This is a genomic window from Klebsiella sp. GB_Kp047, from assembly GCF_040065235.1.
GTDB lineage: Bacteria > Pseudomonadota > Gammaproteobacteria > Enterobacterales > Enterobacteriaceae > Klebsiella > Klebsiella quasipneumoniae.
The window spans coordinates 39,456-62,935 of record NZ_JBEAJG010000007.1; the positions used below are offsets into that span (position 1 = coordinate 39,456).

A 23,480-nucleotide genomic window follows, 5' to 3' on the forward strand; every position below is an offset into this window, starting at 1 on the left:
GTTGCCGTATAAGCAAAATAAATGAAAAAAATTACCATACAACCGCGCCTGGCGCTGTAATTTGGTATAGGATAGCGTCGAATTTTCCCTCCTTACGTTCGGAAACCGATAATGAGTCAACAACAAACCAGCCAGTCTTCTGGCCAGGGTCTGCTGGAGCGCGTATTTAAACTGCGCGAGCACGGCACCACGGTGCGCACGGAAGCCATCGCCGGTTTCACCACGTTCCTGACGATGGTGTATATCGTTTTTGTTAACCCACAAATTCTTGGCGTAGCGGGCATGGATACCAGCGCCGTGTTTGTGACCACCTGTCTGATTGCCGCTTTCGGCAGTATCATGATGGGGCTGTTCGCGAACCTGCCGGTTGCTCTGGCGCCGGCGATGGGCCTGAACGCCTTTTTCGCCTTTGTGGTGGTGCAGGCGATGGGCCTGCCATGGCAGGTCGGCATGGGCGCGATTTTCTGGGGCGCCGTCGGCCTGCTGCTGCTGACGATCTTCCGCGTACGCTACTGGATGATCGCCAATATTCCGCTGAGCCTGCGCGTGGGCATCACCAGCGGGATCGGCCTGTTTATCGGTATGATGGGCCTGAAGAACGCCGGGGTTATCGTCGCTAACCCGGAAACGCTGGTCAGCATTGGTCATCTTACCTCCCACAGCGTGCTGCTGGGCGTGCTGGGCTTCTTTATCATCGCGATTCTGGCGTCGCGCAACATTCACGCCGCGGTACTGGTCTCTATCGTGGTGACCACCCTGCTGGGCTGGATGCTGGGGGATGTGCACTACACCGGTATCGTCTCAGCGCCGCCGAGCGTGACTTCGGTGATCGGTCATGTCGATCTGGCGGGCTCCCTGAATCTGGGCCTGGCCGGGGTAATCTTCTCCTTTATGCTGGTCAACCTGTTTGACTCCTCCGGGACGCTGATCGGCGTGACGGATAAAGCGGGTCTGGCGGACGCCAACGGTAAATTCCCGCGCATGAAGCAGGCGCTGTTTGTCGATAGCGTCTCGTCGGTGGCAGGTTCCTTCATCGGCACCTCGTCGGTAACAGCGTATATCGAATCCTCCTCCGGCGTTTCCGTAGGCGGGCGCACCGGCCTGACCGCCGTTGTCGTCGGTATCCTGTTCCTGCTGGTTATCTTCCTCTCTCCGCTGGCGGGGATGGTTCCGGCCTATGCGGCCGCCGGCGCGCTGATTTACGTCGGCGTGCTGATGACCTCCAGCCTGGCGCGCGTGAAGTGGGATGACCTGACGGAAGCGGTACCGGCGTTTATCACCGCGGTGATGATGCCGTTTAGCTTCTCGATCACTGAAGGTATCGCCCTGGGCTTTATCTCCTACTGCGTGATGAAGATCGGCACCGGCCGTCTGCGCGACCTCAGCCCTTGCGTAATTATCGTCTCGCTGCTGTTCGTGCTGAAGATTGTCTTTATTGATGCACATTAATCCGCACGCATGATGAAAAAGCCCGGCATCGCTGCCGGGCTTTTTTTATGCTTTTACCCGCTTAATATAATCGCCAAAGGCGGTCAGCTGGCCGCGCAGATGGTCGAGGGTGCTCTGATCGACCACTTCACCTGACTGCGGATCCACTTTGTTCTGGATCACGCCGCCCATAAATTCCGGTTTATTCATTACCATCGCATCGAGGAACACCAGAATCTGCCGCAGATGATACTGGCAGCGCGCGCCGCCGATGGCGCCCATTGAGCTGGTTTGAATCAGCACCGGCTTGCCGGACAGCGGCTGCTCTGGCAGGCGTGAAAGCCAGTCGATGGCGTTTTTCAGGCCGCCAGGCACGGAATAGTTATACTCGGGGGTGACGATCACCACGCCATCCGCCTCGCGGATCTGTTGCGCAATCTCCTGCACGCGCTGCGGGAATCCCTCTTCTTCCTGAATATCAGCATCGTACAGCGGAATATCGCCGATTGACGGCAGCGCGGAGATGTCCATGCCCGCCGGCGCGATGCCGGGCAGGGTACGCGCGACCATTCCATTAAACGACCCTTTACGCAGGCTGCCGAGTAACGTAACCACTTTCAAGGTATCTGACATGATTGCTCCTTTGGATCATGATGCCGGCAAGACCGGTCAATTGAGGGATAAGGTTTTTTCCGTGGGTAGGCTGGTAAAGCGCATCAGGCGGGCTGACGGCTCGCGCGCGCGCCGCTGAGCGTCCGCCAGGCTGTGCCAGTCGCCTCCCTTAGCGTCATACTCCCAGACCTTCAGCGGGCCGATATTCGGGGTAGCGGCAATCGACCACACCAGCAGCGATTCGGCGTCACAGACGGCTTCGATCGGCAGGCTGCCGGCGGTACGCAGGCGGCCGGAGCCAGGCAGCAGCTGCAGCTGCATTGATGTTTCACCGGTCAGCTTCAGCACGCTGCGCCGCAGCGCCACCAGTTGGCTGCGCGCTTCGTCCGGGTCATGCTGAATGTTAACCCACAGATTCTCATTGTTACTGAAATTTTGCCGGTCGGCGTCGTGGCTGCGGACAGTGCGCTGCAGCTCCATATCGAGGCCACAATCCCCTTCGGTGGTCAGCGCTACGCCAACGATATTGCCAGTATAAGAGATAGAGAAGCGGGGAAGGTGACGATCGCTAAAAACCGGTCGGCCATTGGCTTCGTTAACGATTTCAGGCAGCTCGCCGATGCCGTAAAGCATAAACAGCAGTTCGGCGAGCAGCGACCGCGAAGCGCGAAAGCGGGCTTGCCGGTATTCAGGGAGCCGACGTGCGGATTGATGACAGGCCGCTGACAAACGTGTCGATAGCGGCTCCCCGGTACTGAGTATCCCTCGTGCAAAATGCGTTGCCATACGTCGCTCCGTGAGTAATGGTCTGAATGAAAACTGCGGGCGCTATTATCGCCTGGTATTAACAGGTTTTAATGCCGAAATCCCCCCTTGAAAAGGGAATTTGTTTGGATTTTACAAATTATTGCGCAAATAAGGTGCTACGGACACGAAACAAAGCTTACAGCGTACCGGAATAGAGCGCTTTCAACGTATCTCTAAGCCAGACAAGCTTCGGGTTGTAGCTGTTGCGTTTATGCCATAGCAAGGTGAAGGGGACGCGAAGCTTTTCCAGATGCTGCGGCTCTAGCGGCAGCGGCCGGGAGACCAGCGGTAGCTGATGCTGCTGATTATAGTGCTGGCAGTAGCGTGGCGCGGTGGCCAGCATGGTGTGCTGCGGTTGAGCCGCCATAAAGAGGGATTGCTCAAACCCCGGCACGGTCAGCGCCACATTACGCTTATGCCCCAGCTCCTGCAGCACGTCGTCCAGCGCCCAGGTATCGCGTTGTTCCCAGCAGATGGTGATATGCGGATAGCGTAAGAATGCCGCCAGATCCCACTCCTCCCTGAGCGCCGGATGATCGGCGCGCAGCCAGACCTGCGGCAGGTCGGTGAACAGCACATCAAAATCGATATACCACGGCAGCAGGCTCAGCAGCTCCCGCGACTGCGGATGGCTTTCGCGTCCGCAGAAGCCGATATCCACCTCGCCGCGGATGATGGCGTCCAGGGAGTCGTAGTCCCAGTTGCGCAAACGAATCAATGCCTGCGGGTAGCGCTGATAGATGCGCTGGGAGAGGGTGTTAAACAGGATCATCAGCAACGGCGTTTCCGCCGCCAGCTCGAACTTGAGGCCGCTCGGCATGGTGTGGTGCGGTTTATCGAGGATCTGGTTGCCCATCTGCATCCAGTCCGCCAGATCCTGCTCCATGCTGCTGACCAGCGGTGTAGGCGCCAGGCCCAGCGGCGTTTTGACAAACAGCGGATCGTCAAACCAGGCGCGCAGCTTGGCCAGCGACTTGCTCACCGCCGAGGGCGAAACGTTCATCCGCTTCGCCGTACGGGTGACGCTGAGCTCCTGGGTCAGGAGCTGCAGGCAGAGCAGTAAATTAAGATCGAGACTCGAAAGCGGCTTCTTCATTGTGTTGCGCAACCCGCGGCGGAGTGGCGACCAGTAGCAGAACAAGACTCACTATGCTACAGGCAATGAGTATCCCGATCAGCATATTCATTGCGCTGAGTCCGATGATGGCGGCGATCCAAATCCACAGCGACGAACCGCACACCTGCGCGATACCGAGGACCGAGCTGGCGACACCGGCGCGCAGCGTGAATGGCCCCAGGGCCTGACTCATCGCGACGCCGAAGCCGACGGAGAAGCCGGCGCATATCATGCCCAGCCCGACCAGGGTGACGGCCTGGCGGGTGGCGAGGCTCAGCGCCACGCCTGCCGCCAGGAACAGCAGCTGCGAGGTTACCATCAGGGTGCGCGGTTTAAACAGCGACAGGGCGAACGGCGTCGAGAAGGAGACCGCCATGCTGACCATCGCCATCAGCGCCATCGTCATGGAATAGGTACCGCGATCGAACCCCATCTCCTCCATCATCAGTACCGGCGAGACGTTCACGTAGGTGAGGATCGCCGTTACGTTGAGGGTGGTGATGAGAATGCGGCTGAGGAAAAAGCGGTTCAACAGCGATTCGCCCGCGCCATGCTGCGGCATAGCCATCTGCGCAGGCGCCGTCGGACGCGTCTCGCGCAGGATAAATACCGCCAGTAAACCCACCGTTACCCCCATGCCGATCATGGTGTAGAACAGACTCTGCCACGGGTATTTCAGCATGATCAGGTGGCCGAGCACCGGCGCCAGCACGGGGATGATGCAGGTAATTCCGTTGAGCAACGACAGCACTTTAGCCCGCCGACGGTCGTCCAGCGTATCGCGCAGAATAGCGAAAGCCACCACGTAGCAGCAGCCGGCGCCGATCCCCTGGATAAAGCGTCCGGTAAGGAAGTGGCTGCTGGTGTGCGCCTGCGCGCAGAGCAGGGAGGCGATAACAAAGATCGCCGCCCCCACCATGGCGACAGGTTTACGCCCCGAGCGGTCGGCGATACGGCCAGCAAACAGCATCGCCGAGGCCATTCCGGCCAGATAGACCGAGAAGGCGATATGTAATTGCGCCTCGCTGGCTCCCAGATCCTGCGCTATACGCGGCAGGCCGACGAGATACATATCGATGCCGGAGGGATAGAGCAGAACCAGGGCAAAGCTGCAGAGAAGAAAGCGTGTCATGAGATCCTCGCGAAGTGAATGGCGTTCAGCATAGTGAGGAACGCCCCGCAAGACGAGTTGCCATTTGGACAACGCTATTTTCCTGGCAGGAAACGCGAGCTAGCGGTCCCGGCGTCGCCAGACGCGGGCCATCCCTTCGCTTTCCGGCCGAACGCTTTCGAAGCCAAACTTCGCGTACAGCTCCGGAACATCTGCTACCAGCGTAACGTAGGCGCCGTCAAAGGCGTTAGCGTCCAGCCAGGCGACCAGCTTCTCCATCACCAGCCGGCCAAGGCCCTTTCCCTGGTGAGCTGGATCGACGGCGACGTCGACAATGTCAAAATTAATCGCGCCGTCGCCAACGATGCGGCCCATGGCGATCGGCGTCTCCTGCCAGAGGATATGTACGCCATAACAGCTGCGCGGCAGCCCGGCTCTGGCGCCTTCCAGGGGGCGCGGCGACATACCCGCTACCTCTCGCAGGTGGCAAAACGCTTCGGCGGAGGGCACCTTCTCGATCACGGTATATTCAACGGTCATGCTTTAGTCTCGTGGTTAAGGGGAGATAAAAGTAGAGAACGTTGCGCCGCAAAGGGCAAGAAAAAACCCGCATTAACGCGGCGTTAATGCGGGTGAGTGAACATTTACGGACTAAACGTTATTTGCCGATACAGAAGCTGGAGAAGATGCGGCCCAGCAGGTCATCGGAGGTGAACTCCCCGGTGATCTCGCTCAGCGCCTGCTGCGCGAGACGCAGCTCTTCCGCCAGCAGCTCGCCGGCCCAGGCGCCCAGCAGCTGGGCTTTGCCCTGCTGCAGATGGTCCGCCGCCTCTTCCAGCGCCTGCAGATGGCGACGGCGGGCGAGGAAGCCGCCTTCCATATTGGTATCGAAGCCCATGCTCTGCTTGAGGTGGTTACGCAGCACCTCGACGCCTTCGCCAGTGCGTGCCGACAGGCGGATCAGTGAGTGGCCATTTACTTCGCTGATACCCAGCGCTTCGCCGGTGACATCGGCTTTATTACGCACCACGGTAATCGGCAGTTTAGCGGGCAGGCGCTCGATAAAATCTGGCCAGATCTCCGCCGGATCAACGGCGCTGGTGGTGGTGCCATCGACCATAAACAGCACCCGATCGGCCTGGGCAATCTCCTGCCAGGCGCGCTCGATGCCGATACGTTCCACTTCGTCATTGGCGTCGCGCAGGCCTGCGGTATCAATGATATGCAGCGGCATGCCGTCGATATGGATATGTTCGCGCAGCACGTCGCGGGTGGTGCCGGCGATGTCGGTGACGATCGCTGCTTCGCGGCCCGCCAGGGCGTTTAGCAGGCTCGATTTACCGGCATTTGGCCGCCCGGCGATCACCACCTTCATCCCTTCGCGCAGCAGACTGCCCTGACGGGCTTCGGCGCGGACGGCGTCGAGGTCGGCCATCACCTCGTTCAGCTGGGCTTCAATTTTGCCGTCGGAGAGGAAATCAATTTCTTCATCCGGGAAATCAATCGCCGCTTCCACGTAGATGCGCAGGTGAGTGAGCGCTTCCACAAGGTGGTTAACCCGCGCGGAGAAGGCCCCCTGCAGTGAGTTCAGCGCCGAGCGCGCCGCCTGTTCTGAGCTGGCGTCGATAAGGTCGGCGATGGCCTCTGCCTGCGCCAGGTCGAGCTTGTCGTTAAGGAACGCGCGCTCGGAGAATTCGCCCGGCCTGGCGATGCGCAGGCCCGGCAGGGTCAGAATACGTTTAAGCAGCAGGTCGAGAATGACCGGGCCGCCGTGGCCCTGCAGCTCAAGCACATCTTCCCCGGTAAAGGAGTTCGGTCCGGGGAACCACAGCGCAATCCCCTGATCCAGCGGCGTACCGTCAACGTCGTTGAACGGCAGGTAGTCGGCATAGCGCGGTTTCGGCAGCTTGCCGAGTACCGCCTGCGCGACGTCGCGCGCTTTGAGGCCGGAGATGCGCAGGATGCCCACACCCCCGCGTCCCGGTGGGGTTGCCTGGGCGACGATAGTGTCGTTATGGCTCATGGTGACTCTCTATGTAGATGTAAAAAAGGCGGTCCATTGACCGCCTTCTCTGGCATTAACGTTACCGTAACTACTCTAAATCATTCAAGTCGCAGATGCGTTGCCTTGAAGAATGAAGAGTATCAGGATTTCTTCTTCTCGCGGCTATGCAGGCCACGCTTCTCCAGACCACGGTAAATCAGCTGCTGCTGAATAATGGTCACCAGGTTGCTGACGATGTAGTACACCACCAGGCCAGACGGGAACCACAGGAAGAACACCGTGAAGATGACCGGCATAAAGGTCATGATCTTCTGCTGCATCGGGTCAGTCACGGTGGTCGGCGACATCTTCTGGATGAAGAACATCGTCGCGCCCATGATGATCGGCAGGATGTAGTACGGGTCCTGAGCAGAAAGGTCGTGGATCCACAGGATAAACGGCGCATGACGCAGTTCAACCGAGGCGCTCAGCATGTAGTACAGCGCAAGGAAGATCGGCATCTGAATAATCAGCGGGAAGCAGCCGCCCAGCGGGTTCACTTTCTCCGCTTTATACAGCGCCATCATCTCCTGGCTTTGACGTTGTTTATCGTCGCCCAGACGCTCGCGCATGGCCTGAATCTTCGGCTGCAGCATACGCATCTTCGCCATGGAGGTGTACTGCGCTTTGGTCAGCGGGTACATGATGCCACGAACGATAAAGGTGATGACGATGATCGAGAAGCCCCAGTTGCCGAGGAAGCTGTGGATGAACTTCAGCAGCTTGAACAGCGGTTGGGAGATGAACCACAGCCAGCCGTAGTCGACGGTCAGATCCAGGTGCGGCGCGACGGCAGCCATTTTGTCCTGAATCGCCGGGCCGACCCATAGCGTGCTCTGCAGTTTGTCGGTTTGACCAGGCTGTACCAGTACCGGCTGAGATTTATAGCCGATAGCAACAATGCCGTTGCCGAGGTTGGCGGTATAGAAGTTATTCGTCCCGTTATTCTGCGGCACCCACGCAGTGGTGAAGTACTGCTGCAGCATGGCAACCCAACCGTTTTTGGTGCTAACGTTCAGGTTTTCGTTATCCAGAATGGTATCGAATTTGTATTTTTCGTATTTCGAATCCGCGGTGGAGAACGCTGCGCCACGGAAAGTATGCATCGTGGACAGGCCGCCGGTCTGCGTATCGCGACTGGACGGCAGCGCAGCGGTCTGCTTCAGCTGACCGAAGGTCGAGACTTCCAGCGGTTTCTCGCTGGCATTCTGCACGCTATAACCGACGTTCACCGCATAGCCACCGCGTTTCAGGGTGAAGGTTTTGGTGAAGACGTTGCCGGCTTTGTCGGTGTAGGTCAGCGGGATGACGAGCTCATCCTGGCCATCGGCCAGCACAAACGCCTCTTTATCGACGCTGTACAGCGGACGCGGGCCGTTTGCCGGGTTATCCGGACCGTCACGGCCGGTTAAGCCGCTCTGCGCCTGGTAGACAAACTGCGGGGTGGTTTCCAGTAACTGGAACGGTTCGGTCGATTTCAGCGTTTTTGGATACGCCAGAAGCAGCGCCTGCTCAATATCGCCACCGTTGGTGTTGATAGTCAGCTCAAGCACGTCGGTTTTAACCGTAATCAGTTTCCCCTGGCCACTGGCCGGTACGCCCTGGTCGGCGGCGCTACCCGCTGCTGTGGTCGTAGTCTGCGTGGTCTGCTGCTGGGGTTGCGGATTTTTGTCCTGCTCCCAGGCTTGCCAGATCATGAAAGACACGAACAACAAAGCGATGATAAGAAGATTGCGTTGCGAATCCATCGTTAGTGTTCTCTGGTATCAAATGGTCCAGGCGGGACGGGATCGTCACCACCAGGGTGTAAAGGGTGGCATTTTAATACGCGTTTCATCGTCAACCAACTGCCTTTTATCACTCCAAACCTGCGTAAGGCCTCAATTCCGTATTGAGAACAGGTTGGGGTGAAACGACAATGCGGCCCGAGTAGCGGACTAATCAGGCGCTGATAAACTCGAATCAGGCCGATCAGGACCCGCGAGCCAGGCGACAATGGCGGCGCCATAATTTTTCCAACGCTTCCGAGAGAGCACGGTTATCGAGGTCGGCAACCCCTCTTTTCGCCACCACCACGAAATCCATAGGTGGGAGTTCATGTTGACGCAAACGAAAACTTTCACGCGTCAGACGTTTAATCCGATTGCGTTCATGTGCGCGTTTCACGTTTTTCTTGGCGACGGTGAGACCGATGCGGGGATGCCCCAGCGAATTCAGGCGGCCGAGGATGGTGATTTGCGGCGTGCCAGCCCGTTGTGGCTGCTGGAAGACGAAAGTGAAATGACTGGGAGTTAACAAGCGTAACTCCCTGGGAAATGCGAGCTTAACCACGCAGGGTTAGCTTTATTACTTGGAAACGGTCAGACGAGCGCGGCCTTTAGCACGACGACGTGCCAGAACCTGACGACCATTTTTAGTAGCCATACGAGCACGGAAGCCGTGAGAACGGTTGCGCTTCAGTACAGACGGTTGAAAAGTGCGTTTCATGGCGATTTCTACCTAAACTTGAATAAATTCACTGACTTTTGCGTAGACCCGAACGAACTTCGAACGACTTACGCCTCAGCGTGGGTGATTAAAGAGGCCGGATTGTAATAATTGTACACTCCGGAGTCAATTCTCTTTCCTTATTTCTCGCACCTCGTCGCACAAAAAATAAGCTGAGACGTGTGACGAAAACGGGCATTACGCGCCGGGTGGGGGATTATACGGCCTGGCCAGTAAAGCGCAAGGATCCTGAAGGATCTTTGTTAGATCGTTTGCGCCCAAAAGCGGCATAGCTCATTAATTTTTCCAATATGCGGCGGAAATCGTGCTTCACTCCTTCCAGGATCGATTACACTTACCCGGTTTCGATCCTTCCTGTGGATAAATCGGGAAGAATCTGTTGAGAAACACAAGATCTCTTTCTCAGTTTAGGCTATGATCCCCGGTCCCGATCGCGATCCCCGGATCCGCAGCGGGAAATAACCGCAGATAGCGGTTCGCACGTCACCCCTTTTGTGCAGGGGCTTTTCGGCTAATGCAGGGTCTTGTCGACGTGTGCCAACAATCACGATTGTTTCAGTTTTTCTTTGATATCGATTTTATGTTCGAGTGGAGTCCGCCGTGTCACTTTCGCTTTGGCAGCAGTGTCTTGCCCGATTGCAGGATGAGTTACCAGCCACAGAATTCAGCATGTGGATCCGCCCATTGCAGGCGGAACTGAGCGATAACACGCTGGCACTGTATGCGCCAAACCGTTTTGTGCTCGACTGGGTAAGGGACAAATACCTCAATAATATCAATGGACTCCTCAATGATTTTTGCGGTGCGGACGCCCCGCAGCTGCGTTTTGAGGTGGGCGCTAAGCCCGCCAGCTCGCTGCAGAAAGGGGCGGTAAGCCCGGCCGCAGCGACTATCCCGGCGGCGCAGGTGCAGACCGCGCGCGTGGCGCCGACGATCGTGCGCCCTGGCTGGGATAATGTCCCGGCGCCAGCGGAGCCGACCTACCGTTCTAACGTTAACGTGAAACACACGTTTGATAACTTCGTCGAAGGTAAATCTAACCAGCTGGCCCGCGCGGCGGCGCGTCAGGTGGCGGATAACCCGGGCGGCGCCTACAACCCCCTGTTCCTTTATGGCGGGACGGGTCTGGGCAAAACCCACCTGCTGCACGCGGTGGGGAACGGTATCGTGGCGCGTAAACCGAACGCCAAAGTGGTCTATATGCACTCGGAGCGTTTCGTTCAGGACATGGTTAAAGCGCTGCAGAACAACGCCATCGAAGAGTTTAAGCGCTACTACCGATCCGTTGACGCCCTGCTGATCGATGACATTCAGTTCTTCGCCAATAAAGAGCGATCCCAGGAAGAGTTTTTCCATACCTTCAATGCCCTGCTGGAAGGTAATCAGCAGATCATTTTGACCTCGGATCGTTATCCCAAAGAGATCAACGGCGTTGAAGATCGTCTGAAATCCCGCTTCGGCTGGGGGCTGACGGTGGCGATCGAGCCGCCGGAGCTGGAAACCCGCGTCGCGATCCTGATGAAAAAAGCCGATGAGAACGATATCCGCCTGCCGGGTGAAGTAGCGTTCTTTATTGCCAAGCGTCTGCGCTCAAACGTGCGTGAGCTGGAGGGGGCGTTGAACCGCGTTATCGCCAACGCCAACTTCACCGGCCGGGCGATCACCATCGATTTCGTGCGCGAAGCGCTGCGCGATTTGCTGGCGCTGCAGGAAAAACTGGTCACCATCGACAATATTCAAAAGACGGTGGCGGAGTACTACAAGATTAAGGTAGCGGATCTGCTGTCCAAACGCCGCTCCCGTTCGGTGGCGCGTCCTCGCCAGATGGCGATGGCGCTGGCCAAAGAGCTGACCAACCACAGCCTGCCGGAAATCGGCGATGCGTTTGGCGGCCGCGACCATACCACCGTGCTGCACGCCTGCCGCAAGATTGAGCAGCTGCGTGAAGAAAGCCACGACATTAAAGAAGATTTTTCCAATTTAATCAGAACATTATCCTCGTGACGCTATGAAATTTACCGTAGAACGTGAACATTTATTAAAACCGCTGCAACAGGTGAGCGGTCCGTTAGGTGGTCGTCCGACGCTGCCCATTCTCGGTAACCTGCTGCTTCAGGTCGCGGACGGCGCGCTGTCGCTGACCGGTACCGATCTTGAAATGGAGATGGTGGCGCGCGTGGCGCTGGTTCAGCCGCACGAAGCGGGCGCCACCACCGTTCCGGCGCGTAAATTCTTTGATATCTGCCGCGGCCTGCCGGAAGGCGCGGAGATCGCGGTGCAGCTGGAAGGCGATCGCATGCTGGTGCGTTCCGGCCGCAGCCGCTTCTCGCTGTCGACCCTGCCCGCTGCCGATTTCCCGAATCTTGACGACTGGCAGAGCGAGGTGGAATTTACCCTGCCGCAGGCGACCATGAAGCGTCTGATCGAAGCGACCCAGTTCTCGATGGCGCACCAGGATGTTCGTTACTACTTAAACGGTATGCTGTTCGAAACCGAAGGCAGCGAACTGCGCACCGTTGCTACCGACGGCCACCGTCTGGCGGTCTGTTCGATGCCGCTGGAAGCGTCGCTGCCGAACCATTCGGTGATCGTGCCGCGTAAAGGAGTGATTGAGCTGATGCGGATGCTCGACGGCGGTGATACGCCGCTGCGCGTGCAGATCGGCAGCAATAATATCCGCGCCCACGTCGGCGATTTTATCTTCACTTCGAAGCTGGTTGATGGCCGTTTCCCGGATTATCGCCGCGTATTGCCGAAAAATCCGGATAAACACCTCGAAGCGGGCTGCGATATTCTGAAGCAGGCTTTTGCCCGCGCGGCGATTCTCTCCAATGAGAAATTCCGCGGCGTGCGGCTGTACGTGAGCGAAAATCAGCTGAAAATCACCGCCAATAACCCGGAGCAGGAAGAAGCGGAAGAGATTCTGGACGTGACCTACGCCGGAACGGAGATGGAGATTGGCTTCAACGTTAGCTACGTGCTGGATGTGCTGAACGCGCTGAAGTGCGAGAATGTACGGATTCTGCTGACGGATTCTGTGTCGAGCGTGCAGATTGAGGATGCGGCTTCGCAATCCGCCGCCTACGTTGTCATGCCAATGCGATTGTAGAATCTGCAAAGGGGCTGGTTTACTTGCCATTTCGCCTTCCGGCAGTGCTCGACAAAACGCTATGCGTTTTGGACGTCTGTAAGACGGTCCGAAGGACGAGCGGAGCGAGCAAATGCTCACGTACTTCGTGTACGCTCCGCTTTCTGCGCGCTGGCGGTAGACGAACTGGCTGCGACACCCACGCCCCTTGAATGATGACGAGCTGATATGTCGCTATCCCGACTCCTGATCAAAGACTTCCGCAATATTGAACATGCGGATCTCGCTTTATCTCCCGGCTTTAACTTCCTGGTTGGCGCCAACGGCAGCGGCAAAACCAGCGTGCTGGAAGCCATTTACACGCTTGGCCACGGCCGGGCGTTTCGCAGTTTGCAAATTGGCCGGGTGATCCGCCACGAGCAGGATGCGTTTGTTCTGCACGGGCGTTTACAGGGCGAAGAGCGGGAAACCGCCATCGGCCTGACCAAAGACAAACAGGGCGACAGCAAGGTGCGTATCGACGGCACCGATGGCCACAAAGTGGCGGAGCTGGCGCACCTGATGCCGATGCAGCTGATTACGCCGGAGGGGTTTACTTTACTCAACGGCGGCCCCAAATACAGAAGAGCATTCCTTGACTGGGGATGCTTTCATAACGAAGCCGGATTCTTCACCGCCTGGAGCAACCTGAAGCGCCTGGTCAAGCAGCGCAACGCCGCGCTGCGTCAGGTCAGCCGCTATGCCCAGCTGCGGCCATGGGATCTGGAATTAATCCCGCTGGCGGAGCAGATCAGCCGCTGGCGTGCCGAATACAGCGCCGCTATCGTCGAAGACATGGCGGATACCTGTCAGCAATTTTTACCGGAATTCTCGCTCTCTTTCTCCTTCCAGCGCGGCTGGGAAAAAGAGACCAACTACGCTGAAGTGCTGGAGCGGAATTTCGAGCGCGACAGAATGTTAACCTATACCGCCCACGGCCCGCATAAAGCGGATTTCCGTATTCGTGCCGACGGGGCGCCGGTGGAAGATACCTTGTCGCGCGGGCAGCTTAAGCTGCTGATGTGCGCCCTGCGTCTGGCGCAGGGCGAGTTCCTCACCCGCGTCAGCGGGCGGCGCTGCCTGTACCTGATAGATGATTTTGCCTCGGAACTCGATGATGCCCGCCGCGGTCTGTTATCCAGTCGCCTGAAAGCGACGCAGTCGCAGGTTTTCGTCAGCGCGATCAGCGCTGAGCACGTTATGGACATGTCGGACAAAAATTCGAAGATGTTCCGCGTGGAAAAAGGTAAAATAACGGATTAACCCAAGATTAAATGAGCGAGAAACGTTGATGTCGAATTCTTATGACTCCTCCAGTATCAAAGTCCTGAAAGGGCTGGATGCGGTGCGTAAGCGCCCGGGTATGTATATCGGCGACACGGATGACGGCACCGGTCTGCACCACATGGTATTCGAGGTTGTGGATAACGCTATCGACGAAGCGCTCGCGGGTTACTGCAAAGATATCGTGGTGACCATCCACAGCGATAACTCCGTCTCTGTCCAGGATGACGGCCGCGGCATCCCGACCGGCATTCACCCGGAAGAGGGCGTCTCCGCAGCGGAAGTTATCATGACCGTCCTGCACGCTGGCGGTAAATTTGACGATAACTCCTATAAAGTCTCCGGCGGCCTGCACGGCGTGGGCGTCTCGGTGGTTAACGCCCTGTCGCAGAAGCTGGAGCTGGTTATCCAGCGCGATAACAAAGTGCACAAACAAATGTATGAGCACGGTGTGCCGCAGGCGCCGCTGGCCGTGACCGGCGAGACCGATAAAACCGGCACCATGGTGCGTTTCTGGCCGAGCCTGGAAACCTTCACCAACGTCACCGAGTTTGAATACGATATCCTGGCGAAACGCCTGCGCGAACTGTCGTTCCTGAACTCCGGGGTCTCTATCCGCCTGCGCGATAAGCGTGACGGCAAAGAAGATCATTTCCACTACGAAGGCGGCATCAAGGCGTTCGTTGAGTATCTCAACAAGAACAAAACGCCGATCCATCCGAATATCTTCTATTTCTCTACGGAAAAAGACGGTATCGGTGTGGAAGTGGCCCTGCAGTGGAACGATGGCTTCCAGGAAAACATTTACTGCTTTACCAATAACATTCCGCAGCGTGACGGTGGTACTCACCTTGCCGGCTTCCGTGCGGCGATGACCCGTACCCTCAACGCCTACATGGACAAAGAGGGCTACAGTAAAAAAGCGAAAGTCAGCGCCACCGGCGACGACGCCCGTGAAGGCCTGATTGCCGTGGTATCGGTGAAAGTGCCGGATCCGAAATTCTCCTCACAGACCAAAGACAAGCTGGTCTCCTCCGAGGTGAAATCGGCGGTTGAGCAGCAGATGAACGAACTGCTGAGCGAATACCTGCTGGAAAACCCGTCCGATGCGAAAATCGTGGTCGGCAAAATTATTGACGCCGCGCGCGCGCGCGAAGCCGCGCGTCGTGCCCGTGAGATGACCCGCCGTAAAGGCGCGCTGGATCTGGCTGGCCTGCCGGGCAAACTGGCGGACTGCCAGGAACGCGACCCGGCGCTCTCCGAACTGTACCTGGTGGAAGGGGACTCTGCGGGCGGCTCTGCTAAACAGGGTCGTAACCGTAAGAATCAGGCGATCCTGCCGCTGAAGGGTAAAATCCTTAACGTTGAGAAAGCCCGCTTCGACAAGATGCTCTCTTCTCAGGAAGTGGCCACGCTGATCACCGCTCTGGGCTGCGGCATCGGCCGCGATGAGTACAACCCGGACAAACTGCGCTATCACAGCATCATCATCATGACCGATGCGGACGTCGACGGCTCGCACATTCGTACCCTGCTGTTGACCTTCTTCTATCGTCAGATGCCGGAGATCGTCGAGCGCGGCCACGTCTATATTGCCCAGCCGCCGCTGTACAAAGTGAAGAAAGGCAAACAGGAACAGTACATTAAAGACGACGAAGCGATGGATCAGTATCAGATCGCTATCGCTCTTGACGGTGCGACCCTGCATACTAACGCCAATGCGCCGGCGCTGGCGGGCGAACCGCTGGAAAAACTGGTTGCCGAGTTTAACGCCACCCAGAAAATGATTGGCCGCATGGAGCGCCGCTTCCCGAAAGCGCTGCTGAAAGAGCTTATCTATCAGCCGACCCTGACCGAGACCGATCTGGCTGACGAACAGAAGGTGACCCGCTGGGTGAACACGCTGGTATCCGAGCTGAATGAGAAAGAGCAGCACGGCAGCCAGTGGAAATTTGATCTCCACGAGAACAAAGAGCTGCAGCATTTTGAACCGGTTATTCGCGTTCGTACCCACGGCGTGGACACCGACTATCCGCTGGATAATGAGTTCATTATGGGGCCGGAATATCGCCGTATCTGTACCCTGGGTGAGAAACTGCGCGGCCTGATGGAAGAAGATGCTTACATCGAGCGCGGCGAACGTCGTCAGCCGGTGGCCAGCTTCGAGCAGGCTCTGGACTGGCTGGTGAAAGAGTCCCGTCGCGGCCTCTCTATCCAGCGCTATAAAGGTCTGGGCGAGATGAACCCGGATCAGCTGTGGGAGACCACCATGGATCCGGACAGCCGCCGCATGCTGCGCGTCACCGTCAAGGATGCCATTGCTGCCGATCAGCTGTTCACCACCCTGATGGGTGATGCGGTTGAACCACGTCGCGCCTTTATCGAAGAAAACGCCCTGAAAGCGGCGAATATCGATATCTAAGCCGTGTTCCCCCGGAGCGAGTTTGCCCGGGGTAACGGAATGTCTGAGCCCGGTCGCATGGCGCGACCGGGCTTTTCTTTGCCAGTAAAAGAGGAATCCTCTGCTGCGGTTCCATCCCCCTTTCTGGCCGACACTTTTACTGTTTTTTGAGCGGAATCGCGTTAGCATGAGGGAAGACTCATCTTACCCGGGGATCCTATGGCTATTAAACTGATTGCAATCGATATGGACGGCACTCTGCTGCTGCCAGACCATACCATCTCTCCTGCGGTGAAAGCCGCCATTGCCGCGGCGCGTGAGCGCGGCGTCAACGTGGTGCTGACCACCGGCCGCCCTTACGCCGGCGTTCACAGCTATCTGAAAGAGCTACATATGGAGCAGCCGGGTGATTACTGCATTACCTACAATGGCGCGCTGGTGCAAAAAGCCGGGGACGGCAGCACCGTGGCGCAAACCGCGTTGAGCTATGACGACTATCGCTTCCTCGAACAGCTTTCCCGCGAGGTCGGCTCCCACTTCCACGCGCTCGATCGCAATACGCTGTATACCGCAAACCGCGATATCAGCTACTACACCGTGCATGAATCCTATGTGGCGACCATCCCGCTGGTGTTCTGCGAAGCGGAAAAGATGGACCCTGAGATCCAGCTGCTGAAAGTCATGATGATCGATGAGCCGGCGATCCTCGACCAGGCCATCGCCCGTATCCCGGCGGAAGTGAAAGAGAAGTACACCGTGCTGAAAAGCGCGCCTTACTTCCTCGAAATACTGGATAAACGCGTCAATAAAGGCACCGGCGTGAAGTCGCTGGCCGATGCGCTGGGTATCAAACCGGAAGAGATTATGGCGATTGGCGATCAGGAAAATGATATCGCGATGATAGAATTTGCCGGCGTCGGCGTGGCGATGGATAACGCCATTCCGGCGGTTAAAGAGGCGGCGAACTTCATTACCAAATCGAACCTCGATGATGGCGTCGCCTTCGCTATTGAAAAATACGTTTTAGCGTAAGCTTCCTTCAGGCCCGGCGTTCTTCGGGCCTGTCTTCTCTTTTTTCATGAACAGATGTTAATCCGCATTTAAATCCCTTATTCCGCACAGGGGATTCTATAAGCTACCCGCCCTCTTTTTTTGCAATTCAGAACTAACATCAGATTTTTCATGAATAAACGCCATTATTTGATGTTGGTTACGCTGCCATTCGCCTCTGTTCAGATTTGCGCGGCCGCGGAACCAACGACGCCGCTTGAGCCGGCGTACGCCTATCACGGCGCCGAGCCTGCGGATCTGCCGGCGCCGGTCGACACCGAGACTGAGACAGCGGAATCGGCGCCGATATTGCCATTTCTAGGCGATGAGGCCAGAAAACGTGGCTACGTCCTGCCGCTGCCGTTTGGCGTCAGCATTAATTATATGGATATGCGGCAGAATATTAATGTCGACAGCATTAGCTTCACCGGCCTGTCGCTGGACGGCCGCAATATCGATTGCGGTAAGGATCCTGTTTGCAAACACGCCGTGAAGAACATTTTCGCTAAGGGGCCGGTCTCACTGGATAACGCCTTCCAGATTGGCGTTGGTCATACGCGGGAAAGCAGCAAAACCGAGACGCTCAAGCTGGATGCCTGGCTGCTGCCGTTTATAAATGTTTATGGTCTCGTCGGACACACCGAGGGACACTCCATTTCGCAGATTGCCGTCGGCCTGAAGGGACCGAACGGCAAAGTGGTGCCCATGCCCGGGATGCAGGACCTCGACTTTCGCCTCGATTTTAAAGGTACCACCTATGGGATGGGCACCACGCTGGTGGGCGGCGTCGGCAACTGGTTTACGGTGCTGGACGCTAACTACACCCAGACCCGCTTTGATATCCTCGACGGCAGCATTGATGCGTTTACCTTTTCGCCGCGCGTAGGCTATCGTTTCATTACGCCTTCGGTCGATGCGCTACATCTCCCCGCCGGTAAGCTGAACCTGTGGGTCGGCAGCATGTATCAGGACGTGCAGCAGGAGTTTAAGGGCAGCCTTAACGATCTCTCGATGCCGTCGCCGCTGCTGCAAAACATGGTCAACCTGGCCAACCAGGACAATAACGGTCGCTTCGATGTGAAGCAGCATCTGCAGTCGCCGTGGAACGTGCTGGTGGGCGCACAGTATGAGCTGACGCAGAATTTTAACATCACCACGGAGTTTGGTTTTGCCGAACGTAACAGCTTCTTTATCTCCGGTGAGTATCGCTTTTGAGCCGACCGCTTAACCCTGTTCTGTTGCTTCTGACATGCGCGCTATGCGCGCCGGTCCAGGCCAAGGCCATCAGCCGCGAGCAAATCGACGGCTGGCTGCAGCATCTCGGCGCCAGCGATAAGTTCGACGCCAGCAAAGGCATTGACTGGGGCATGATGCCCGGTCCGTTTTATACGCCGGAGCTGGGGCTGGGCATCGGCACTGCCGTCGTCGGTCTCTACCGTCCCGATCCGCAGGATACCACCAGCCAGAATTCCACGCTGACGCTCAGCGGCTACGCCAGCTCCACCGGCGCCTTTGGCCTTAGCGTGAAAAACTACGCTTTTTTTGACCACGACCGATGGCGAATTTTTGTTGATGGTTCAATGGCCAACACCCCGACGTACTTCTGGGGACAAGGCTTTCATGCCGGCGATAAAGACAACGAAAAAGAGAAATATACCGCCCAGGTGCTGACCCTGCGCCCGACGGTCTACCGGCAGCTTATCGACAATGTTTATCTCGGCGCTGGATGGTCGCTGGCGGCGCAGAATGCCGATAAGATGGACCATAACGATCTGCCGAAAATTGAAAATACCCCGCAGGGACCGTCGGTATTCAGCTCGGGTGCCAGCGTCGCGCTCAACTGGGACGATCGCGACTTCGTCCCCAATCCGCGCCGGGGTCAGTATGCCAACTTCCGTTACACCCACTATGCGCCCGGCTTAGGCAGCGATACCCGCTTTGAAGAATTTCAGCTGCACTACAGCCATTATCATGCCCTCAGCGAGAAGAGCGTCCTCGCCTGGGAGGCCGATGGCGCCTTCACCCAGGGCGAGGTACCGTGGAGCATGATGCCGCTACTGGGCAGCGATGAACGGATGCGCGGCTACTACCAGGGGCGCTACCGGGATAAAAACGTGGTCAGCTCTCAGCTGGAATACCGTCGTCAGTTGACCTGGCGACACGGCGTTGTTGCCTGGGTCGGCGCGGGCACCATGGGGCCATCCATTGATTCCCTGAACGACGGACGCTGGCTACCTTCGGCAGGCGTCGGCTACCGCTTTGAATTCAAACCTCGCGTTAATATTCGCCTCGACTACGGTGTCGGCAAGGGCAGCAGCGGCTTTTACTTCCAGGTCGGCGAAGCGTTCTAACTCTTTTTTATCCTCCTTTCCAGCTTTGACGGCGCCAACTGTCGTGGCCACAGGCACTTTTATTTTTATGGATTGTTCTTTTTGTGATCTAAATTGTAGTACAACATAATCATGTTGTACTACATTGGGCTCATGGCGATGATGTCTGACATCACGCTAGTAGTACAAAAGTGAGGCGAAATTCAGCAGCGACGGTAAAGTAGAGCAGTACACATAGAGCATAAGGACTCTCCATGACTCTCAATAAGACCGATCGCATCGTGATCACGCTGGGCAAACAGATTGTCAGCGGTAAGTACGTACCGGGTTCGGCACTACCGGCCGAAGCGGAACTGTGTGAAGAGTTTGAAACTTCGCGCAACATCATCCGCGAAGTATTTCGGTCGCTAATGGCGAAGCGGCTGATCGAAATGAAGCGTTACCGAGGCGCATTTGTCGCTCCGCGAAACCAGTGGAACTACCTCGATACCGAGGTACTGCAGTGGGTACTGGAAAATGATTATGACCCGCGTCTTATCAGCGCGATGAGTGAAGTGCGCAACTTGGTTGAACCCGCTATCGCGCGTTGGGCGGCGGAGCGCGCCACCTCGAGCGATCTGGCGGAAATCGAGTCGGCGCTCAATGACATGATCGCCAACAACCAAAACCGGGATGCCTTTAACGAGGCCGATATTCGTTACCACGAAGCGGTGCTGCAGTCAGTACATAACCCGGTTTTGCAGCAGCTTAGCGTGGCGATCAGTTCGCTGCAGCGGGCGGTATTTGAACGGACCTGGATGGGCGATGAAGGCAACATGCCGAAAACCCTCCAGGAACATAAAGCGCTATTTGACGCCATTCGGCATCAGGATAGCGACGCGGCGGAGCAGGCGGCGTTGACGATGATCGCCAGCTCGACACGAAGGCTCAAGGAAATCACATGACGGCTCGCTACATCGCAATAGATTGGGGATCGACGAATTTACGCGCCTGGCTTTATCAGGGCGAAGAATGTCTGGAAAGCAGGCAATCTGAAGCAGGCGTAACGCGCCTGAACGGTCGCTCTCCCGCTGCGGTGTTAGCGGAAATCACACAGCACTGGCGCGATGACGCCACACCGGTGGTGATGGCAGGGATGGTCGGCAGCAACGTGGGCTGGAAAATCGCCCCTTATTTACCGCTGCCTGCCGCTTTCTCGGATATTGGCCAGCAGTTAACTGCCGTTGGCGACAATATCTGGATAATTCCCGGCCTTTGCGTTTCCCGAGACGATAACCATAACGTCATGCGTGGGGAAGAAACGCAACTGCTGGGCGCACGCATCTTAGCCCCTTCATCTGTCTATGTGATGCCGGGAACCCACTGCAAATGGGTACTGGCCGATCGCCTGCAAATTCACGATTTTCGTACCGTTTTGACCGGTGAGTTGCATCATCTGTTGCTTCAGCACTCGCTGGTGGGCGCCGGCTTACCGCCGCAGGAAACGTCCGCTGCCGCATTCGCGGCCGGTCTGCAGCGCGGTATCAACAACCCCGCCGTCCTGCCGCAGCTCTTTGAAGTGCGCGCTTCGCACGTGCTGGGCGCGCTGCCTCGCGAGCAGGCTAGCGAATTTCTTTCCGGCCTGCTGATTGGCGCTGAAGTTGCCACCCTCAGCGACACATTCGCCGGACAGCAGGCGATCGGCCTCGTCGCCGGATCATCGTTAACGTCCCGCTATCAGCAGGCATTCCGCGCCATTGGCCGCGAAGTCACTGCGGTTGCAGGCGATACGGCATTTCAGACAGGAATAAGGAGCATCGCTTATGCAGTGGCAAACTAACCTTCCGCTTATCGCTATCCTGCGCGGTATTACGCCAGACGAGGCGCTGGCTCACGTTGGCGCCGTTATCGACGCCGGTTTCGACGCGGTCGAAATCCCGCTGAACTCGCCGCAGTGGGAGAAGAGTATTCCGCTGGTCGTCGACGCTTACGGCGAGCAGGCGCTTATCGGCGCGGGCACCGTGCTACAACCGGAGCAGGTCGACAGGCTGGCGGCCATGGGCTGTCGGCTGATTGTGACGCCAAACATTCAACCGGAAGTGATCCGGAGAGCGGTGGGTTACGGCATGACCGTGTGTCCAGGCTGCGCCACCGCCAGCGAAGCCTTCAGCGCCTTGGATGCCGGCGCGCAGGCGCTGAAAATTTTCCCGTCATCGGCTTTTGGCCCGGATTACATCAAAGCGTTGAAAGCCGTGCTGCCGCCCGAGGTTCCGGTCTTTGCCGTCGGTGGCGTGACGCCGGAAAACCTGGCGCAGTGGATTAATGCCGGTTGTGTGGGGGCTGGGCTGGGTAGCGATCTCTATCGCGCCGGCCAGCCGGTTGAACGTACCGCGCAGCAGGCAGCCGCATTCGTAAAAGCGTATCGAGAGGCAGTGAAATGAAAATAACCAATATCACCACGTACCGTTTACCTCCGCGTTGGATGTTCCTGAAGATTGAAACCGATGAAGGTATTGTCGGCTGGGGCGAACCGGTGATTGAAGGGCGCGCCCGCACGGTGGAGGCGGCCGTGCATGAATTTGGCGACTACCTGATTGGCCAGGATCCGGCGCGGATTAACGACCTGTGGCAGGTGATGTACCGCGGCGGCTTTTACCGGGGCGGCCCGATTATGATGAGCGCCATCGCCGGTATTGACCAGGCGCTATGGGATATTAAAGGTAAGGTGCTGAATGCCCCGGTCTGGCAACTGATGGGCGGGCTGGTGCGTGACAAAATTAAAGCCTACAGCTGGGTGGGCGGCGACCGCCCCGCCGAGGTAATTGACGGGATTAAGAAGCTGCGCGGCATTGGTTTCGACACCTTTAAATTAAACGGCTGCGAAGAGATGGGGCTCATCGATAATTCCCGTGCGGTTGATGCAGCGGTGAATATCGTGGCGCAAATCCGCGAAGCGTTTGGCAATGAAATTGAGTTTGGTCTCGATTTTCATGGCCGCGTTAGCGCGCCGATGGCTAAGGTGTTAATTAAAGAGCTGGAGCCATATCGCCCATTATTTATAGAGGAACCGGTATTAGCCGAGCAGGCGGAATATTATTCGCGGCTGGCGGCGCAAACCCATATTCCCATTGCCGCCGGCGAACGTATGTTCTCGCGCTTTGAATTTAAACGGGTACTGGAAGCGGGCGGGGTGGCTATTTTACAGCCTGATTTGTCGCACGCAGGCGGTATTACCGAATGCTATAAAATTGCCGGAATGGCGGAAGCCTATGACGTTGGGCTGGCGCCGCACTGCCCGCTGGGGCCGATCGCGCTGGCGGCTTGTCTGCACGTTGATTTCGTTTCACATAATGCGGTCTTCCAGGAACAGAGCATGGGGATCCACTACAACAAAGGCGCCGAACTGCTTGATTTTGTGAAAAATAAAGAAGATTTCAATATGGAAGGCGGCTTCTTTAAACCATTGATGAAGCCGGGGCTGGGCGTGGAAATTGATGAGACCCGCGTGATTGAGTTAAGTAAAAACGCGCCGGACTGGCGAAATCCGTTGTGGCGGTATGAGGATGGCTCTGTCGCCGAATGGTAAATGCGCGTCATACTTCGCACTGGTGATGCGTTGGCTGCATTTTCTTACCCTGGTCACATACTATTGTATGCTCCCAGGGATGCGAAAATTTGCCGC

At 57.2% G+C, this 23,480-nt stretch carries 22 protein-coding genes; 12 read left to right on the forward strand and 10 right to left on the reverse strand.

The window, feature by feature from the left end:
• Positions 1 to 111: 111 nt before the first annotated feature.
• The gene (locus ABLV76_RS05320) at positions 112 to 1,449 is read left to right on the forward strand and encodes an NCS2 family permease (protein ID WP_004202294.1); all 1,338 of its coding nucleotides are present in this window, start codon (positions 112 to 114) and stop codon (positions 1,447 to 1,449) included.
• Between the two features lie 45 nt (positions 1,450 to 1,494).
• Here the strand turns inward: ABLV76_RS05320 and ABLV76_RS05325 are convergent, their stop codons facing one another.
• From ABLV76_RS05325 to rpmH, 10 genes are all read right to left on the reverse strand, one after another.
• Positions 1,495 to 2,061 (reverse strand): NADPH-dependent FMN reductase, encoded by a 567-nt coding sequence (locus ABLV76_RS05325; protein ID WP_004202293.1) that lies wholly within the window; start codon positions 2,059 to 2,061, stop codon positions 1,495 to 1,497.
• A gap of 36 nt (positions 2,062 to 2,097) precedes the next feature.
• Entirely contained in the window at positions 2,098 to 2,673 is a 576-nt protein-coding gene (locus ABLV76_RS05330) for a phosphopantetheinyl transferase (protein ID WP_348878223.1), read from the reverse strand.
• A 310-nt stretch (positions 2,674 to 2,983) separates the two neighbouring features.
• Positions 2,984 to 3,943, reverse strand: coding sequence for an HTH-type transcriptional regulator YidZ (gene yidZ / locus ABLV76_RS05335; RefSeq protein WP_004202291.1), 960 nt, complete (start codon positions 3,941 to 3,943; stop codon positions 2,984 to 2,986).
• Positions 3,912 to 5,096: an MFS transporter gene (locus ABLV76_RS05340; protein ID WP_348878212.1), complete on the reverse strand. Its 1,185-nt coding sequence runs from the start codon at positions 5,094 to 5,096 to the stop codon at positions 3,912 to 3,914. The genes yidZ and ABLV76_RS05340 overlap by 32 nt, the downstream gene beginning before the upstream one ends.
• 99 nt (positions 5,097 to 5,195) lie before the next feature.
• Positions 5,196 to 5,615 (reverse strand): GNAT family N-acetyltransferase, encoded by a 420-nt coding sequence (locus tag ABLV76_RS05345; protein WP_064794348.1) that lies wholly within the window; start codon positions 5,613 to 5,615, stop codon positions 5,196 to 5,198.
• Between the two features lie 118 nt (positions 5,616 to 5,733).
• Positions 5,734 to 7,098 carry a tRNA uridine-5-carboxymethylaminomethyl(34) synthesis GTPase MnmE gene (mnmE, locus tag ABLV76_RS05350; RefSeq protein WP_004202288.1) on the reverse strand — a complete coding sequence of 455 codons (1,365 nt, stop codon included), beginning with the start codon at positions 7,096 to 7,098 and terminating at the stop codon, positions 5,734 to 5,736.
• Between the two features lie 122 nt (positions 7,099 to 7,220).
• Positions 7,221 to 8,867 (reverse strand): membrane protein insertase YidC, encoded by a 1,647-nt coding sequence (gene yidC / locus ABLV76_RS05355; protein WP_017899657.1) that lies wholly within the window; start codon positions 8,865 to 8,867, stop codon positions 7,221 to 7,223.
• Positions 8,868 to 8,869: 2 nt separating this feature from the next.
• The gene (yidD, locus tag ABLV76_RS05360; protein WP_004151536.1) at positions 8,870 to 9,127 is read right to left on the reverse strand and encodes a membrane protein insertion efficiency factor YidD; all 258 of its coding nucleotides are present in this window, start codon (positions 9,125 to 9,127) and stop codon (positions 8,870 to 8,872) included.
• Positions 9,091 to 9,450 (reverse strand): ribonuclease P protein component, encoded by a 360-nt coding sequence (gene rnpA / locus ABLV76_RS05365; RefSeq protein ID WP_004151535.1) that lies wholly within the window; start codon positions 9,448 to 9,450, stop codon positions 9,091 to 9,093. Before rnpA ends, yidD begins: the two co-directional genes overlap by 37 nt.
• A 15-nt stretch (positions 9,451 to 9,465) precedes the next feature.
• Entirely contained in the window at positions 9,466 to 9,606 is a 141-nt protein-coding gene (gene rpmH, locus ABLV76_RS05370) for a 50S ribosomal protein L34 (RefSeq protein ID WP_000831330.1), read from the reverse strand.
• 621 nt (positions 9,607 to 10,227) lie between these two features.
• Here rpmH and dnaA point away from each other — a divergent pair.
• The 11 genes from dnaA (at position 10,228) to dgoD (ending at position 23,384) form a co-directional block, all read left to right on the forward strand.
• Positions 10,228 to 11,631 carry a chromosomal replication initiator protein DnaA gene (gene dnaA, locus ABLV76_RS05375; RefSeq protein WP_017899658.1) on the forward strand — a complete coding sequence of 468 codons (1,404 nt, stop codon included), beginning with the start codon at positions 10,228 to 10,230 and terminating at the stop codon, positions 11,629 to 11,631.
• A 4-nt stretch (positions 11,632 to 11,635) separates the two neighbouring features.
• The gene (dnaN, locus tag ABLV76_RS05380) at positions 11,636 to 12,736 is read left to right on the forward strand and encodes a DNA polymerase III subunit beta (protein WP_004145090.1); all 1,101 of its coding nucleotides are present in this window, start codon (positions 11,636 to 11,638) and stop codon (positions 12,734 to 12,736) included.
• A 207-nt stretch (positions 12,737 to 12,943) separates the two neighbouring features.
• Positions 12,944 to 14,017 (forward strand): DNA replication/repair protein RecF, encoded by a 1,074-nt coding sequence (recF, locus tag ABLV76_RS05385; RefSeq protein WP_064794347.1) that lies wholly within the window; start codon positions 12,944 to 12,946, stop codon positions 14,015 to 14,017.
• Positions 14,018 to 14,045: 28 nt separating this feature from the next.
• The gene (gyrB, locus tag ABLV76_RS05390; protein ID WP_060656538.1) at positions 14,046 to 16,460 is read left to right on the forward strand and encodes a DNA topoisomerase (ATP-hydrolyzing) subunit B; all 2,415 of its coding nucleotides are present in this window, start codon (positions 14,046 to 14,048) and stop codon (positions 16,458 to 16,460) included.
• A gap of 198 nt (positions 16,461 to 16,658) precedes the next feature.
• On the forward strand, positions 16,659 to 17,471 hold the full coding sequence (gene yidA, locus ABLV76_RS05395) for a sugar-phosphatase (RefSeq protein WP_004202280.1): 813 nt from the start codon (positions 16,659 to 16,661) through the stop codon (positions 17,469 to 17,471).
• 150 nt (positions 17,472 to 17,621) lie between these two features.
• Entirely contained in the window at positions 17,622 to 18,704 is a 1,083-nt protein-coding gene (locus ABLV76_RS05400; protein WP_126494022.1) for a hypothetical protein, read from the forward strand.
• A gap of 20 nt (positions 18,705 to 18,724) precedes the next feature.
• On the forward strand, positions 18,725 to 19,840 hold the full coding sequence (locus ABLV76_RS05405; protein ID WP_232699259.1) for a BamA/TamA family outer membrane protein: 1,116 nt from the start codon (positions 18,725 to 18,727) through the stop codon (positions 19,838 to 19,840).
• A 233-nt stretch (positions 19,841 to 20,073) separates the two neighbouring features.
• A complete protein-coding gene (dgoR, locus tag ABLV76_RS05410) occupies positions 20,074 to 20,763 on the forward strand; it encodes a D-galactonate utilization transcriptional regulator DgoR (protein WP_015369039.1) in 690 nt (229 codons plus the stop codon).
• Complete coding sequence (locus ABLV76_RS05415) at positions 20,760 to 21,638, forward strand: 2-dehydro-3-deoxygalactonokinase (protein ID WP_348878213.1); 879 nt, start codon at positions 20,760 to 20,762, stop codon at positions 21,636 to 21,638. Before dgoR ends, ABLV76_RS05415 begins: the two co-directional genes overlap by 4 nt.
• A complete protein-coding gene (locus tag ABLV76_RS05420; RefSeq protein WP_117132081.1) occupies positions 21,622 to 22,239 on the forward strand; it encodes a 2-dehydro-3-deoxy-6-phosphogalactonate aldolase in 618 nt (205 codons plus the stop codon). Before ABLV76_RS05415 ends, ABLV76_RS05420 begins: the two co-directional genes overlap by 17 nt.
• On the forward strand, positions 22,236 to 23,384 hold the full coding sequence (dgoD, locus tag ABLV76_RS05425; protein ID WP_348878214.1) for a galactonate dehydratase: 1,149 nt from the start codon (positions 22,236 to 22,238) through the stop codon (positions 23,382 to 23,384). The genes ABLV76_RS05420 and dgoD overlap by 4 nt, the downstream gene beginning before the upstream one ends.
• The last annotated feature ends 96 nt before the right edge of the window (positions 23,385 to 23,480 follow it).

What these genes read in the sequence shown, in the direction of transcription:
- ABLV76_RS05325 (WP_004202293.1), bottom strand. Translation starts at nt 2,061, where the DNA reads ATGTCAGATACCTTGAAAGTGGTTACGTTACTCGGCAGCCTGCGTAAA.
- ABLV76_RS05415 (WP_348878213.1), top strand. Translation starts at nt 20,760, where the DNA reads ATGACGGCTCGCTACATCGCAATAGATTGGGGATCGACGAATTTACGC.
- yidD (WP_004151536.1), bottom strand. Translation starts at nt 9,127, where the DNA reads ATGGCGCCGCCATTGTCGCCTGGCTCGCGGGTCCTGATCGGCCTGATT.
- yidZ (WP_004202291.1), bottom strand. Translation starts at nt 3,943, where the DNA reads ATGAAGAAGCCGCTTTCGAGTCTCGATCTTAATTTACTGCTCTGCCTG.
- ABLV76_RS05345 (WP_064794348.1), bottom strand. Translation starts at nt 5,615, where the DNA reads ATGACCGTTGAATATACCGTGATCGAGAAGGTGCCCTCCGCCGAAGCG.
- rpmH (WP_000831330.1), bottom strand. Translation starts at nt 9,606, where the DNA reads ATGAAACGCACTTTTCAACCGTCTGTACTGAAGCGCAACCGTTCTCAC.
- yidA (WP_004202280.1), top strand. Translation starts at nt 16,659, where the DNA reads ATGGCTATTAAACTGATTGCAATCGATATGGACGGCACTCTGCTGCTG.
- dnaN (WP_004145090.1), top strand. Translation starts at nt 11,636, where the DNA reads ATGAAATTTACCGTAGAACGTGAACATTTATTAAAACCGCTGCAACAG.
- recF (WP_064794347.1), top strand. Translation starts at nt 12,944, where the DNA reads ATGTCGCTATCCCGACTCCTGATCAAAGACTTCCGCAATATTGAACAT.
- ABLV76_RS05420 (WP_117132081.1), top strand. Translation starts at nt 21,622, where the DNA reads ATGCAGTGGCAAACTAACCTTCCGCTTATCGCTATCCTGCGCGGTATT.
- ABLV76_RS05320 (WP_004202294.1), top strand. Translation starts at nt 112, where the DNA reads ATGAGTCAACAACAAACCAGCCAGTCTTCTGGCCAGGGTCTGCTGGAG.
- mnmE (WP_004202288.1), bottom strand. Translation starts at nt 7,098, where the DNA reads ATGAGCCATAACGACACTATCGTCGCCCAGGCAACCCCACCGGGACGC.
- ABLV76_RS05340 (WP_348878212.1), bottom strand. Translation starts at nt 5,096, where the DNA reads ATGACACGCTTTCTTCTCTGCAGCTTTGCCCTGGTTCTGCTCTATCCC.
- ABLV76_RS05330 (WP_348878223.1), bottom strand. Translation starts at nt 2,673, where the DNA reads ATGCTTTACGGCATCGGCGAGCTGCCTGAAATCGTTAACGAAGCCAAT.
- dgoR (WP_015369039.1), top strand. Translation starts at nt 20,074, where the DNA reads ATGACTCTCAATAAGACCGATCGCATCGTGATCACGCTGGGCAAACAG.
- yidC (WP_017899657.1), bottom strand. Translation starts at nt 8,867, where the DNA reads ATGGATTCGCAACGCAATCTTCTTATCATCGCTTTGTTGTTCGTGTCT.
- gyrB (WP_060656538.1), top strand. Translation starts at nt 14,046, where the DNA reads ATGTCGAATTCTTATGACTCCTCCAGTATCAAAGTCCTGAAAGGGCTG.
- ABLV76_RS05400 (WP_126494022.1), top strand. Translation starts at nt 17,622, where the DNA reads ATGAATAAACGCCATTATTTGATGTTGGTTACGCTGCCATTCGCCTCT.
- dgoD (WP_348878214.1), top strand. Translation starts at nt 22,236, where the DNA reads ATGAAAATAACCAATATCACCACGTACCGTTTACCTCCGCGTTGGATG.